The organism is Paenibacillus ferrarius (assembly GCF_002027705.1).
GTDB classification, from domain to species: Bacteria; Bacillota; Bacilli; order Paenibacillales; family NBRC-103111; genus Paenibacillus_E; species Paenibacillus_E ferrarius.
The window spans coordinates 1-13,741 of sequence record NZ_MBTG01000024.1; the positions used below are offsets into that span (position 1 = coordinate 1).

At 37.4% G+C, this 13,741-nt stretch carries 15 protein-coding genes; all 15 read right to left on the minus strand.

Annotation, left to right across the window (positions count from 1 at the left end; all coding sequences use genetic code 11):
- The coding region (locus BC351_RS24460) for an HTH domain-containing protein (protein WP_341865965.1) at positions 1-506 on the minus strand (506 nt) is incomplete at its 3' end.
- A 111-nt stretch (positions 507-617) separates the two neighbouring features.
- Positions 618-1,571 (minus strand): glycosyltransferase family 2 protein, encoded by a 954-nt coding sequence (locus BC351_RS24465; protein ID WP_079415930.1) that lies wholly within the window; start codon positions 1,569-1,571, stop codon positions 618-620.
- Between the two features lie 344 nt (positions 1,572-1,915).
- The gene (locus BC351_RS24470; protein ID WP_079415932.1) at positions 1,916-2,269 is read right to left on the minus strand and encodes a hypothetical protein; all 354 of its coding nucleotides are present in this window, start codon (positions 2,267-2,269) and stop codon (positions 1,916-1,918) included.
- A 749-nt stretch (positions 2,270-3,018) separates the two neighbouring features.
- Entirely contained in the window at positions 3,019-3,618 is a 600-nt protein-coding gene (cysC, locus tag BC351_RS24480) for an adenylyl-sulfate kinase (protein WP_079416101.1), read from the minus strand.
- Positions 3,619-3,745: 127 nt separating this feature from the next.
- On the minus strand, positions 3,746-4,519 hold the full coding sequence (locus tag BC351_RS24485) for a sulfotransferase domain-containing protein (protein WP_079415937.1): 774 nt from the start codon (positions 4,517-4,519) through the stop codon (positions 3,746-3,748).
- A gap of 3 nt (positions 4,520-4,522) precedes the next feature.
- On the minus strand, positions 4,523-5,605 hold the full coding sequence (locus BC351_RS24490) for a sulfotransferase domain-containing protein (RefSeq protein WP_079415938.1): 1,083 nt from the start codon (positions 5,603-5,605) through the stop codon (positions 4,523-4,525).
- Positions 5,606-5,676: 71 nt separating this feature from the next.
- Positions 5,677-7,032, minus strand: a complete 1,356-nt coding sequence (locus BC351_RS24495; RefSeq protein WP_079415940.1) for a sulfotransferase family protein — start codon at positions 7,030-7,032, stop codon at positions 5,677-5,679.
- Positions 7,033-7,120: 88 nt separating this feature from the next.
- Positions 7,121-7,960, minus strand: coding sequence for a glycosyltransferase family 2 protein (locus tag BC351_RS24500; protein WP_079415942.1), 840 nt, complete (start codon positions 7,958-7,960; stop codon positions 7,121-7,123).
- On the minus strand, positions 7,957-8,880 hold the full coding sequence (locus tag BC351_RS24505) for a Gfo/Idh/MocA family protein (RefSeq protein ID WP_079415944.1): 924 nt from the start codon (positions 8,878-8,880) through the stop codon (positions 7,957-7,959). Before BC351_RS24505 ends, BC351_RS24500 begins: the two co-directional genes overlap by 4 nt.
- 12 nt (positions 8,881-8,892) lie before the next feature.
- Positions 8,893-9,462 carry a dTDP-4-dehydrorhamnose 3,5-epimerase family protein gene (locus BC351_RS24510; protein WP_158082212.1) on the minus strand — a complete coding sequence of 190 codons (570 nt, stop codon included), beginning with the start codon at positions 9,460-9,462 and terminating at the stop codon, positions 8,893-8,895.
- 203 nt (positions 9,463-9,665) lie between these two features.
- Complete coding sequence (gene rfbD, locus BC351_RS24515; RefSeq protein WP_079415948.1) at positions 9,666-10,508, minus strand: dTDP-4-dehydrorhamnose reductase; 843 nt, start codon at positions 10,506-10,508, stop codon at positions 9,666-9,668.
- The gene (gene rfbB / locus BC351_RS24520) at positions 10,508-11,527 is read right to left on the minus strand and encodes a dTDP-glucose 4,6-dehydratase (protein ID WP_079415950.1); all 1,020 of its coding nucleotides are present in this window, start codon (positions 11,525-11,527) and stop codon (positions 10,508-10,510) included. Before rfbB ends, rfbD begins: the two co-directional genes overlap by 1 nt.
- A 21-nt stretch (positions 11,528-11,548) precedes the next feature.
- Positions 11,549-12,418 (minus strand): UTP--glucose-1-phosphate uridylyltransferase GalU, encoded by an 870-nt coding sequence (gene galU / locus BC351_RS24525; RefSeq protein WP_079415952.1) that lies wholly within the window; start codon positions 12,416-12,418, stop codon positions 11,549-11,551.
- Positions 12,419-12,429: 11 nt separating this feature from the next.
- Complete coding sequence (rfbC, locus tag BC351_RS24530) at positions 12,430-12,981, minus strand: dTDP-4-dehydrorhamnose 3,5-epimerase (protein ID WP_079415953.1); 552 nt, start codon at positions 12,979-12,981, stop codon at positions 12,430-12,432.
- Between the two features lie 14 nt (positions 12,982-12,995).
- Positions 12,996-13,739, minus strand: coding sequence for a sugar phosphate nucleotidyltransferase (locus tag BC351_RS24535; protein ID WP_079415955.1), 744 nt, complete (start codon positions 13,737-13,739; stop codon positions 12,996-12,998).
- Positions 13,740-13,741: the final 2 nt, after the last annotated feature.

Here is a 13,741-nt window from a genome sequence, read left to right on the forward strand (position 1 = left end):
AAGTCGCAAAGGTAGCTAGTTGTGCGTCCTAAACCCTGCCCTACAGTCTCTTTAATTAGCTCAAATAAATTACTCTTACTTAGGTTCTTTCCCTTTGGTACCAGCAACCTTTCTTTCGTGTCTAGCTTTTTTAACAATTCCACCTGAGACTCAAGAAGTCTAATTCTTGCTTCCTGTCTTGCAATAACTTCATCCTGCGTTAGTTCTCGCTTGAGGGGACGTCCAGATGATCCCTTACGGGAGTCTGCTAGTCCAATGACTCCATCCTCAGCGTATGCTTTCTTCCAACGCTTAACGCATGCTTTTAAACGCTCTACGCCAATTATGTTTACATCAAACCCGTTTGCTTCAAAGATTTCTCTGGGTGTTTTACCTGCCATGTATTGATCGATGAACAACTGCTTAAATTCATCAGCATAGGTTATTGCTTTATCGCTTATATGGATGACGTATTTATTCGTTGATAAATTCTTTTGTTCTTTCTCACTAAACATTTTCTTAGACATATTGTAATCCCCTCCGGTGCTTACTCTAGTATACAAAAAAAGATACCCACAGTCTGAACACTTTTTCAAAGTGTCCAGACTATGGGTACCAATGTAGTTGGGTATGTGCCTTTATTTTATTTGAAACCAACGGCTAATTGCTGAAGTTGTGGTTTTTCGCTTGCCTCTGATCTCAGCTCGTTTTTGGTTAAGCTCCTTATATACTTTAAAGAAACTGGACCATGCCCCCAAAAGCTTAGGCTCACGTAAGAGAGCGAAACCAATACTGAGACATTCATACACCAACAATGGAATGATATGCTTTAGAATCATCGAAATATGATCATTTTTCATCATCATTTTATATCGATTAATATAGGATAAACGTCTAACAAAAAGCGGCCTGCTGCTCCGTCCGCCTTCCTTCCAGCCTCTTTCGTGATAAGCGATTGCAGAAGGTTCATAGTAAGCCTTCCAACCTAGCAACTGCGCCCTCCAAGCCACATCCACATCTTCCTTATAAGCAAAAAAATCCTCATCAAAAAATTCGCCATTTAAACTAATGTCATTAATCATTTCGCGAGAATACATAGCCGCGGCTCCTGACACGCCGAAAACTTCTTCTGACTGCATAAACTGATCGCTCGACTGATGCGCTCCGCGGTCAAAGGCCCTGCGTGCTTTGTTAATGATGAGGCCTGTGCTATCTATTTGGGTTGGATCTGCTTTGAAAAGTAGTTTTCCTGTGGCAGCGCCAGCTCGCCCATTTGCAGTCAATATCTCGATGGTTCTCCGAATATAGTCTGGATCCAGATCCACATCAGGATTCAAAATAAGACAATAGTCCGAATCCGTCATTCGGATAGCCTGATTATGACCACCTGCAAATCCATTGTTAATGGTATTAGACACAGTGGTACACTTTTCAGACCATTTTTCTAGCTTGGCTAGCGTACTATCCTTAGAAGCATTATCAATCACAACGATTTCTTTAATCGGGTAGGATTGATTTAGTACCGCTTGCAAACAATCGTCGATATGCTCGGAGCTATTGTATGTAACAATATGAACACTAACCAGTTTCATCCTTACTCTCACCTAGCTCCTTCAAAAATGCTTTAAGTCCTTCCCGCCAAGGCCGTAAGACATCAAATCAATCAGCAAGAATCGCTCCATGTGCCATTGCTGAATTACTTGGTCTGGGAGTTGATATTGGAAATTTTACCTATTAGTAATTTTGCAATAGTTTTTACACCTCGACTTTTTAGCAGGGAGATTTACATATATTTAACCTCCACCTGATGAGTTAATCAACCACAGCATATATTGGGACAGCTATTTCATTTCATTTTTCTATATGATGAGTTTGAGGGAGTCACGCAGTTTAATACTTCGTTAAAATTCTCCAGCCATTGGAATTATAGATTTTTTTACAGTTCTTCTCGGGAAGAAGCTCGTTCCTCATCTCGATCACAAACTAACTGCTGCAATTTCTCATTCCGTTTCTCCAGTTCCCGTATAACGTCAGCTGTCGACGTTAGCTCAAGAATCTCTTTTAAATTCCTTTGCATTATTATTGCATGTTCTTTAAGCCAAGCAATACCTTCCAAAGGAAGCCCTAGATTATCCAGAAAGACTAAGGCTTCTTTCGATGTATCTGTTAGCAAGTTGTGATAATGAATGTGGGTTAATTCGCCAAAATCCCCGTTTTTAATCTTTGGAAGAATAGTCTCATAAAAATGAAATGGAAAATTATGACTCGAAGTAAATGTTCGCAATGTCAAGTTTGCACCCCATATGGCCAACGATATACAGGCTTGGCTACTTCCCCAATACTGCCTTCAATGTTCACCTGGCCATGCCCTGCTTCAACAGATTTCAGAAAATAGTCAGCTGCCCGCTGAAAAATGTTGCAACTTCTTCGGACAACAACTAGCCCGCCATTATAACTTGCCTTCACAGTCTGACGATTTACAGTGAACACTACATATGGGGGAGTACATTGTAGTCGACTCCACAGATACTGCACAGATTCTGCACAGATTCTGCCAGTAAACATCCCGAGGATCTCCCACTCCTTTTGAACACATACTTGTGACATCCACTGGCCTTGCTGCTGCATCCATATTTCCCAAGTCCAAATCTGGTTCTGCCAAGAATACTGAATCACTGTCCAATCCAACCAATATGACTGCAGTCGACATTCTTTCATACTCCGCCCAGGCAAGTACTCTGAAGCTGGTACCATATTCCGGGCAAGAAGACTCCAGAGATAGTGGAATATACTTCACGTCGAGTTTTTCCAAACGACGCAATGTTATATCATTTGGACGGCGATCAAACCGCGGCGAAATTACCACGATGCCCTCTTTGGCATAACGACCGCCAAACTGTCTGATACTTTCACACAGCATCACAGCCTGAGCTTCTAAGATACCTGCTTCAGCGATAATTACAAATTCAAGATTTACCTGTTCCGAAATTCCCTCTACTAGGAATCTTTATCAGTTTCTAGCGTAAGCAGCAGTTTCATTTATTCAATATACCCTTTATTCTTTATATACGTTATAATTTTCTTAACGGAATCCTCTATATCTTGCTTATCTGTTTCAATAACCAACTCCGGCACAGTTGGCTCTTCATATGGGGCAGAAATTCCTGTGAAATCTTTGATTTCCCCTACTCTTGCCTTTTTGTATAAACCTTTCGGATCTCTTTGTTCACAAACATCTATTGAACATTTAACATAGACTTCAATGTATTCACTTTTGGGAAGCATAGCTCTTACCATATCGCGATCTTCTCTATATGGGGATATGAAGGCGCTGATAACAAACAAACCACTATCAACAAATAATTTGGAAACTTCACCGATTCTCCGGATATTTTCCTTCCGGTCATCTGGGCTAAAACCAAGGTTTTTATTCAATCCATGCCTGATATTGTCCCCATCTAATACATAAGCGAGAATTCCATACTTATATAATTCCCTCTCTACCTCAGTTGCCAATGTGGATTTACCTGCCCCGGATAACCCAGTGAACCAAAGCACACAACTTTTATGATTATTCAGTCTTTGACGATCTTCCTTTGTTATTTTAGTATTGTGCCATACGACATTTGTCGCTTTCATTTTCATAATTTTCCTATCCTCATATATACATGATAGTTACCAAAGCAATGTGCTTACTCATATATAATCGGTTTTCTATATTAATTAAATAAGCTCCACAAATTGTTTTCTACTTAACCTGTCGAACTTACTCCCATTCATAAGGTTGTCCTAAATATTCAAACAATCTTTGATTATGAGGATAATAATATTCTCGTAAAAAATCCCGGGTTTGAAGATTCATCGAATCGTATTCACCCTGATTGAGTGGCTCGAATTGATATTCATAATTAGAAACTCCAAGAAAATTTGTCACAGTATTCATTGATCTTGGAAGATCACTGAAAAAAATCTCATAATTCAATACCAGAATTTGATCCTTAGAAAACAAATTGTACCATAATTGCAATTGATCTACATAAATTCCTCGCTTTAAATAAGAATAATGTTGATAACTAATACTATTGTAATTGAACTCACTTCGAAACTTTTCCAACTCTCCATATAGTCTTTCTTCCTCTTTGTTTATTGCATCTTCAAAACTCAAATATTCTCCGAGATTACGAACAGCGTGATGATAATGAGAATAAGCTCTGTCAATTGGATTTCTTAACAAAACAATGATTTTGGTTCTCGGCATCATTTCATAAATCCTAATAGGAGCATTAGGGTGGAAAATGTAATAGGGAGTGGCCTCTCCAGTTAAATGATCAGTACATTTTTTTAGAGAAGGAAATTGATCCACGTACCAGTCTTTCCCTTTATCGAAAAACACATCAAAATAGTGAACTTCCTTTGTAACAGCCGCATCAATATTAGGGTGTTGAATCAAATAAGAATATAATGAAGTTGTTCCTGCTTTTTGTGCACCAATGATTAAAAAATCCGGTAATCTAGATTGAATGTTATCTAAGTTAACCATCTCCTAATTTCCTACACTATTCTTCATTAATTTCATTTGCAAATATTCTACAACTAGACTCCTCAACGATTCAGGCACTTCAAAACATGCTTGTTTTATTTCCTCTATTATTTCCTCAGAAAGATCAGGACTAAAATTATCTATTTGGCGTATTTGAACAGTTGAATAATCGATCCCCCAGTTTTTCTTTAACCATTCAATGTCTTCTCGACTTTTTTCTAATATTTTCTCCTTGAGTCCATATGGAATATCAAATTTAAATCCTTTTACGTTTAAAAATGGATTAATATCGCCATTAGATCTGAGTTCATTCATTTTTCCATCTCTAAACAAGGGCAATTTTTCATTGATATACGAAATTATCTCCACCGCAATTAGTGAGATGCTCTCATTAGCATAAACAATATTAAATTCAGTTAGCTCATTTTGATTCATCCCTATTACTGATAAAAAATGACCCACAGGACCAAATTTATTCAAAACTGCTTCCTCAAAGGAATATACATTTACAAATTCTCTTCCAAAAACATGTGTGAATTTCTCTATACGATCTACAAAGAGGCTTTTAATATTTTTCTCCATATCTATTAACGCATCTTTATAATTTTGTCTGCCACTTTTAATGAATTGCTGGATAGTACTAATAACCCATTGCACAGGATGTCTAACATATATAATCACTTTAATGTTATTGGAAAAAATTGAAGTTAAATGCTCCTTTAATGCATTCAAATTATCTAATGAAAGTAATGAAATATCTTCACCAGAAATAATTAATTTTGATAACTTTTTATCATCTATCTCTGTTTTTAAATCACTTAAATATTTTTCATTCACGTATTTAATTTCATCAGCGCTGTAACCCATCCGAATATTGATATGGTAATTTGTAGGGTCATTACAAAATATACTATAAATAGACACAGAATGGTTTGAAGGCCCGCATTTCGGGTATAAGTACCCTTTTTTCTCCAACAATTGATTGTTGTTTTCTAAATATAAGGTTTCTTGGATACTTGTGGTCCCTGTTTTATGCAACCCTACATGCAAAATAATCTCATTTCTAATTCCTTTACTTTGGCTCATTATAACCTCTTAACCTCTTATTCATCGTTTAATTTATTTCTTACGGCAAATCTAAAAGGCTATGTAAGCGATTAATCATTTAATTCTATGATTTTATTACTTTCAAGAATATCAGTTATTTGATAAATGGGATTATACTGACGATCCTTAATGTATTCTTGCTTATTAAATCGTTTAAAAAGCCAACTAAAGAATTCTCTTTTAGCTTTAATGTTTCCTTTTATAAGTTGATGCTTTAGCCTGTATATCAAATGGACACATTTAAATAATTTTGTATGAGCAAGAAGGATTGATTGAGCTTCGGCTCGGTCTACTATATTTTGCATATTTTGCATTGCGTCGATTATCTGCTCAGTTTCATGTTTATTTAGTTCTATTACTTTTCTTATCTTTTCAATTTCAAAATTCTTATGTTCAATTTCACTATTTTTCAGTTCAATTTCACTATTCATTAGTTCGATTTTGCCATTTTTCTCTTTAATTTCAATATTTTTTTGTCCGATTTCAATATTCTTTCGATCGATTTCATTTCTTGCCACTTGACTTGCCTCTGCAAGTGAGTAGTTCAACTTATTTATTATTTGCACATTTGTTAGGTATTGTTTGTCTAACTCTTCTAATTGTACTAATCTAGTGTAGAAGTTATAATTTTCAATACTATGAATTTCAGTATATTCAGATTCAAATATATCTTTAGAATTTTTGTATAATAAAGCAGCTCTTTCTTCTGTATAAAGACTCAATTCATTAAATGTTGATTTGCTATGTCTTAGTTCAGGTTTTATACTCTCTCTAATCTTCATTTCTATCTCTGAATTAATTTCAAGTCCCGTATAGGAAGCGATAATCCTTGCACTATTTATAGTTTCTTCAAGAATAGAATCATAATGCAATACTAATTTATTGCAGCCTCTCGTATATTCCATAATATTAATCATATAGTAGTACCATAGTGCAATGCCATATTGTTTATTTATATCATTTCTTTTATTTAAAGAGTTCGCTATATCAAGTGGGTTTCTTAATATAATGATATAACTAACTTCCATTTCTAACACCTCGTAAATTTCATTCCATAGTGGTATCAAAATACAAGTGCGTGGATCTTTAAAACCCCAAACTGAAACATTTTTAAATTCCCGTTTAATTAATTCAATTAAATCTAATTTATATTGTTGTACCCGAGGATTATTCAACCAATTCTTTGGTAATGGCGTAAGGCTATCCCATCTTCTATTCAATTCTGATAATATATTTTCATGTATTTCTACAATACCTCTATGTTCCCAAAATCCTTCAGGATTATCATCCGCTATAGCTAACATATCTTCATCTTTCCCAAGGTATACTCCTAGATTATTCAATGTTTTCATCAGCATAGAAGTGCCACTTCTATGCATCCCTAACACGCATATTGCTTTTCCCATTACTATGCCCCTTTATGCTAAATAATTCTATCAAAATGTTAAACTAATTCCCTCCACGCAAACAATTTCAAGATTTATAATTCATAAACTATTGCAATGAATTTCGAAAAGTCGAACTCCTAATTTTCTCTGCCCACATTGCCATTTCTTCCTCTCTTTCTTTCAATGTCATTTTTAGTCTAAATGGAGATGGTAAGAAAAGTGCTGTTACTGCAGGAATAGTAGCGAAGTTAATTTCTTCAAGTCTAATAAATTTACGCCACATATTTAAATCTGACCAGATATCCGAGGGGCCCGGAGCCCATCCCTCTTGAAGACGGCGGTATGTTTCCATGCGGTGTCCCACAACAGTCGGTCCAAAAATATTAAATTTTTGATTTAACATCCGCTGACGAATTTCAACGTTTTCAATAGAATCATAATGAGAAAACACTTGATTTTGATCATTGACTCCTGTATGCCGACTATGTACAAAATCGCAGGTAGCCAATGCCTGCTCAATTTGATGGAGATGATCTGGAAACCATAAATCGTCATCACCTAAGTAACAGACAAATTTACCTTTTGCAGATAACAGAGCCTCATGTCTATAAGCTTCCCCATGACGATCACCTTTAGGCCGGTCTACCACATTAAATCGAGGATCGCTGAATGCATACCGCCATGCAGTTTTACGACCTTCAATGACAGCACCGTCACAGATGATAAATACCTCGAAATTTTGATTAGTTTGTAGCAAAATACTGTCCAATGCATACTTCAGTAAATATCCATGATTAAATGTAGGAATCAATATAGTAAAACTTGGGTTCATATACATGTTTTTTGTATATATTCTACGAAGCCATGTTGCTCTCTTCAAAAGATATACTTTTGCAGTGAGTTTCAAATAATCAAAATGAACATTCTTATTTTTCCAAAAATTCATTTTAGAACACCATAAAGTTTTTCCCTTATTGAATGTATGCGATGTTGAATTAAGAGTTCTTCCTCAATACTACTTAATGGTGGAGGACCTCCATGCAGATATTCAAGAAAGGATTTTAATTGTCGCATTAGTGGAAATTCCTGTGAAATTGAGCGAACTTCCGGTGGCATCCCGTATCTACAAACGGTAAGCCCTTCTGCATAGCTATCAGTTAACGCAGCTACACCATTCTCAAAACCTACTGCAACAGATCGTACATTTCCAGGTGCAATGTTATTTACATCGAGTGTTACATGAATATGTTGATTTTGGTCCATTAACGTTGCGAATAAACCAAAATGGCTGTCCCCCAAAGGGTTCTTAATCACGAGATCTACTGGGGGCAAATAACCTAGAATTTGAAGTGTTATGGACAAATCGTGTGGCAGTAGATGAAGGGCGCAATCTACATCGTCATGCTGTCTCCCCCAATTGGTTCGTTGAAGACGCAATCCAGAGACTCGACCTAATTCTTTTGACTTAACCAAAGCTGCGAGTGCCTCAACTCCAGGATGATAGCGCCATTTATGCATGATAAAAACTAATCCTTTAAAACTTGGAGCAAGTTCGTTTACTTCGTTAAAATGAATTCCTAAAGGTTTTTCTGTAAATATAGGTTTTCTGCGAGGCATCAAGGAGAGAATATTTTCAATATGGGAACTGGCACTACTCGCAATGATATAACCATCGATATTTTTATCCAATGCCTCAATCGAATCAACAATAAAATCTGCTCCATAGGCAATTGCATTCTTTTGACTTGCTTCAGAACGAGCAAATACGCTAATACGGACTCCTATTTCTTTCAGATCTCGTAAGATGAAACGACCCCAGTTTCCACACCCTACCATTCCAATATGTAAATTTATGTAGTTATTCATTAAATTTCCTCCTCAGACCTTCATCGATGTAGGTGGAAATAATTGTTTTAACAATAATGATTGCATGTGCTCAAATGTTCCCGCCTTTTGATCTTTTTCAGAAAGATATTGGGGTTCAGTAAACGGCCAAGGCACTTTAATATCTTTGTCATCCCAACGGCAAGCTAGTTCATCATCCGAATTCCAATATTGTGAAACACCATAGGTATGAATTGCGTATTGATCATACCAGAATCCATGACCAACACCTGGAGGAATATGAATTAATACAGGTTCCCCCGCATGAATTGTTGTCAAAGTAGCCATCCCATAGGTAGGTGACCATGGACGCATATCTTGCAACCCTAGATGCAATCTCCCCATAAGAACAGTAAGATAATCATGATGATCACTATGCACATGAAACCCACGAAGTGTACCTGGGTTGCTATGATTTAAGTTCCACTGTAAAGCGATCGGACTCTCGTTAAACCATTCCGCACGGTAAACCTCCATGAGAGTCCCTCTTGAATCACCAATTGTTTTCAATGGCAGTTTGCGTACACCGTGAGGTAAGTCTACCCTATTAAGTTTTTCATACATAAAAGGCCTCCCTAAAAACATCGCTTGTCGCATGGAAAAAATGTCGTTAAACTGAACATAATGTCGAATTTTATATCAACTGAATTATGATGTCAATAAGAAATAATATTTCCACCTGTCCCAAGGACAAGTAATTAATTGTTATATAAGTTGATTCAACAACTCAAAAAAACTATCGGCACGCATTAACGTACCGATAGTTCCTATTTCAGTTCCTCCAAAAAAGCCCTCAATCCCTCGCGCCATGGGCGTAAATCCGCAAATCCATTAGCCAGGATCGCTCCATGAGCCATAGCAGAATTTCTAGGTCTTGGAGCAGGTCGCGGAAACTCCTCTGTCGTACAAGGCTCCACCTTGATACTGTTGACACCACTCTCTTCAAATATAACACAAGCAAAATCAAACCAAGAGCAGACGCCCGAATTCGAAGCATGATAAATACCATAGAAGTCCGACTGAATTAGCTTTTCAAGAAATAGAGCAAGATCCACCGTGTAGGTCGGTGAGCCGAACTGATCACTAACTACCCTCAAAGTATCTCTAGTTTTCGCCAGATTCAACATCGTTTTCACAAAATTAGCGCCATATATGCCGTATACCCAAGAGGTTCGCACGATGTAATACTTCGATGATAATGATTCAACATACAGTTCACCAGCTCTTTTGGACAATCCATAAACACTTTGTGGGTTCGTGTCATCATCTTCACGATAGGGCTTTGTAACCATCCCATCAAAAACATAATCCGTGCTGATATAACAAAATTTTGCTCCAATTCGTTCAGATGCTACAACTATATTTTTTGTTCCATCGGAATTGATAAGATATGCTTTCTCAACTTCCGTTTCTGCAAGATCAACTGCGGTATATGCCGCGCTATGAATGACAACATCTGGACGTAAGTCAGAAAGAACCTCGAGACACTGATCTTCATTGGTGACATCTAGCTCGTCTCTCCCCAGACCATAAACATCATGATTCTTTCCAAGCAGCTTAACAACATCTTGCCCAAGCTGACCATTTGCTCCAGTTACTAAGATTTTCATTATTCAATACCTAAACGTGCGCCATATTGCTCATTGAAATACTTTTGATACTCACCTGTCTGAATTCGTTTCCACCAATCCTGATTTTCCAAATACCAACGAATGGTTTCATGTATGCCTGTTTCAAAATTATGCTTAGGCTTCCATCCAAGCTCATTCGTAATCTTCGTTGCATCAATCCCATAGCGGCGGTCATGTCCTGGACGATCTTTTACGAATTGCATCAATGACTCTGGTTTATTCAGCTCGCGAAGAATCGTTTGTATGATTTGAATATTCGTTCTTTCGTTATTCCCACCAATGTTATAAACTTCACCGTCAACACCTTTATGCAATACGAGATCAATCGCACTGCAGTGATCCTCAACATATAACCAATCTCTAATATTAAGGCCGTCACCGTAAACAGGTAGAGACTTATCATTTAAAGCATTCGCTATCATTAATGGGATTAACTTCTCAGGAAATTGATAAGGTCCGTAGTTATTTGAACAGCGCGTGATGTTAATTGGAAGTCCGAATGTCTCATGATAAGCACGTACCAAAAGGTCAGATCCCGCTTTGCTAGCTGAGTACGGACTATTCGGTGCTAATGGCGTTTCTTCTGTAAAAAGACCAGTCTCGCCAAGTGTGCCGTAGACTTCATCCGTGGAAACATGAACAAATTTCTTAACTTCATATTTTCTTGCGGCTTCAAGTAATACCTGCGTACCCAGTACGTTCGTCTTCACGAAAATATCCGGTTCCAAGATACTACGATCCACGTGGGATTCCGCGGCGAAATGAACTACCATATCGACTCCCTGAGCGAAAATGCTGCTTACTAATTCTTCATTTGTGATGTCACCTTTTATGAAAGTGTACTGGCTATTTTCCTGAATGGATGTTAGGTTTTCTAAATTTCCCGCGTAAGTCAGAGCATCGAGATTAATGATTTGATAGTTTGGATATCGGTCTAGCATATAATGTACGAAGTTGCTGCCGATAAAGCCTGCTCCGCCAGTTACAAGTATTTTCATGTCAGTATAACTCCCTATTTGTTAATGGGTATCAATAACTTGTTTCATATATTCAAGCAAATCATTTTTCAAGTCAGAACGTTGTAATGCAAAGTCTATAGTAGTCTTTATAAATCCTAACTTTTCTCCCACATCATACCTTGTTCCAACAAAATCGTAAGCATATACACTTTGGGATTGGCTTAATTCAGATATCGCATCGGTTAACTGAATTTCTCCACCACGACCAATTTGAGTTGTTTCTAAGATATCAAAGATTTTGGGAGTAAGAATATATCTCCCCATAATAGCAAGCTTGGATTGTGTAACATCTCTAGTAGGTTTTTCGAATAGTTTCGTTGCTTTATAAACCCGTTCACTCATCTCAATCGCCTCAATAATACCATACCTCGAACGTTCTTCTTCACTAACTTGTTTTACACCAATGATTGAGGAATTATAATCTCCAAATAGATCAATCATCTGCTTTAAACAAGGTGTTTCAGAAACTACGATATCATCACCAAGAAGAACAGCAAAAGGCTCATCTCCTATAAATTTACGAGCACACCAAATGGCATGTCCTAGCCCCTTCGGTTCCTTTTGCCTTATATAATGAATATCCACAAGTTTTGATGATTTTTGAACTTCATTTAGAAGATCGAACTTTCCTTTATCAAACAAATTCTGCTCTAATTCATAATAATTATCGAAATGATCCTCAATAGCCCTTTTCCCTCTACCTGTGACTATAATAATGTCTTCTATTCCAGACGCAACAGCTTCTTCAACAATATATTGAATAGTTGGCTTATCTACAATTGGAAGCATTTCTTTTGGCATAGCTTTAGTTGCAGGCAGGAATCTTGTTCCTAAGCCAGCTGCTGGAATGATAGCTTTTTTTATTTTCACAGAAGCTACCTCTACTTATAAAAGTTTATTTCTGCATCTTGGAGTATCGGGTGCTTCTTATCTTTTTCTGAAAGAATAGGCATAGAAGTTGGCCAATCTATCCCTAATGACGAATCACTCCAAAGAATGCCCCTATCGTGCTCAGGCGAGTAGTACTCATCTACCTTGTAAAGTACTTGTGTATTCGGGACAACCGTACAAAATCCATGAGCAAAGCCTTGTGGAACTAGAAGCTGACGCTTATTAGCTTCACTTAAGATGACGCCTACCCATTGTCCAAAAGTAGAAGAATCTTTACGAATATCTACAGCCACATCATAAATAGCTCCTGCTACCACACGAACAAGCTTAGTCTGTGCTTTGGGGTTCAACTGATAGTGAAGTCCGCGCAAAACACCGGTTTCCACAGACAAAGAATGATTGTCTTGAACAAATTGGAAATCAATACCTAGGTGACTAAACTTCGCACTACTGTAACTTTCCATAAAAAAGCCTCGACTGTCACCATGTACATCAGGTTCGACAATATATAAACCGTCTAACTTCGTTGATATAATATTCATCGTGTAAGCACCTCTTATAATTTAAGTTTCCCAAACTCTTCTCCGAAATACAAGTCCCTTGCTAATTCATTCGCTTTAGCTAACGATGCATGCGTTCCCGCATCCGTCCACCATCCCTGAAGGATATCGTAAGTAAGCTCATTTTTTTCAATGTATGCATTATTTACATCAGTAATTTCGAGCTCCCCACGGCCAGACGGTTTAAGTGTCTTAACAATTTCAAATACAGAACTATCGTACATATAGATACCTGTTACAGCATAACTGCTCTTAGGCTTCAGGGGCTTTTCCTCAATAGATATGATTTTCTCACCATTCAACTCAGGGACACCGTATCTTTGAGGATCTTGAACACCTTGAATTAGGATTTTGGCACCTTTTCGTTGAGATTTAAAGTTGTTTACAAAAGGGACGATACTCTCTTCAAACACATTGTCTCCGAGAATGACGACCATTTGATCATCTCCAACAAAATGCTCAGCCAAATCAAGTGCCTGAGCAATACCTCCAGCTTCATCTTGCACCTTATAAGTAAAGCTAACACCCATTTCTCTGCCACTACCTAGAAGGTTAACCACATCACCCATATGATCTTTGCCAGTGACGATGAGAATGTCACTAATGTCTGCTTGCTTTAGCTTTGCAACTGAGTGGAAAATCATTGGGTATTTCCCAACTGGTAATAAATGCTTGTTTGTTACTTTCGTAAGTGGATAAAGGCGTGAACCCGTGCCCCCCGCTAGAATGATACCCTTCATTA

Excerpts from the sequence above, each read along its gene's own strand:
- cysC (WP_079416101.1), bottom strand. The coding sequence starts at position 3,618 with ATGAAAGCGACAAATGTCGTATGGCACAATACTAAAATAACAAAGGAA.
- BC351_RS24495 (WP_079415940.1), bottom strand. The coding sequence starts at position 7,032 with ATGGGAAAAGCAATATGCGTGTTAGGGATGCATAGAAGTGGCACTTCT.
- rfbD (WP_079415948.1), bottom strand. The coding sequence starts at position 10,508 with ATGAAAATCTTAGTAACTGGAGCAAATGGTCAGCTTGGGCAAGATGTT.
- BC351_RS24485 (WP_079415937.1), bottom strand. The coding sequence starts at position 4,519 with ATGGTTAACTTAGATAACATTCAATCTAGATTACCGGATTTTTTAATC.
- BC351_RS24490 (WP_079415938.1), bottom strand. The coding sequence starts at position 5,605 with ATGAGCCAAAGTAAAGGAATTAGAAATGAGATTATTTTGCATGTAGGG.
- BC351_RS24510 (WP_158082212.1), bottom strand. The coding sequence starts at position 9,462 with ATGTATGAAAAACTTAATAGGGTAGACTTACCTCACGGTGTACGCAAA.
- BC351_RS24500 (WP_079415942.1), bottom strand. The coding sequence starts at position 7,960 with ATGAATTTTTGGAAAAATAAGAATGTTCATTTTGATTATTTGAAACTC.
- BC351_RS24535 (WP_079415955.1), bottom strand. The coding sequence starts at position 13,739 with ATGAAGGGTATCATTCTAGCGGGGGGCACGGGTTCACGCCTTTATCCA.
- rfbB (WP_079415950.1), bottom strand. The coding sequence starts at position 11,527 with ATGAAAATACTTGTAACTGGCGGAGCAGGCTTTATCGGCAGCAACTTC.
- rfbC (WP_079415953.1), bottom strand. The coding sequence starts at position 12,981 with ATGAATATTATATCAACGAAGTTAGACGGTTTATATATTGTCGAACCT.
- BC351_RS24465 (WP_079415930.1), bottom strand. The coding sequence starts at position 1,571 with ATGAAACTGGTTAGTGTTCATATTGTTACATACAATAGCTCCGAGCAT.
- BC351_RS24505 (WP_079415944.1), bottom strand. The coding sequence starts at position 8,880 with ATGAATAACTACATAAATTTACATATTGGAATGGTAGGGTGTGGAAAC.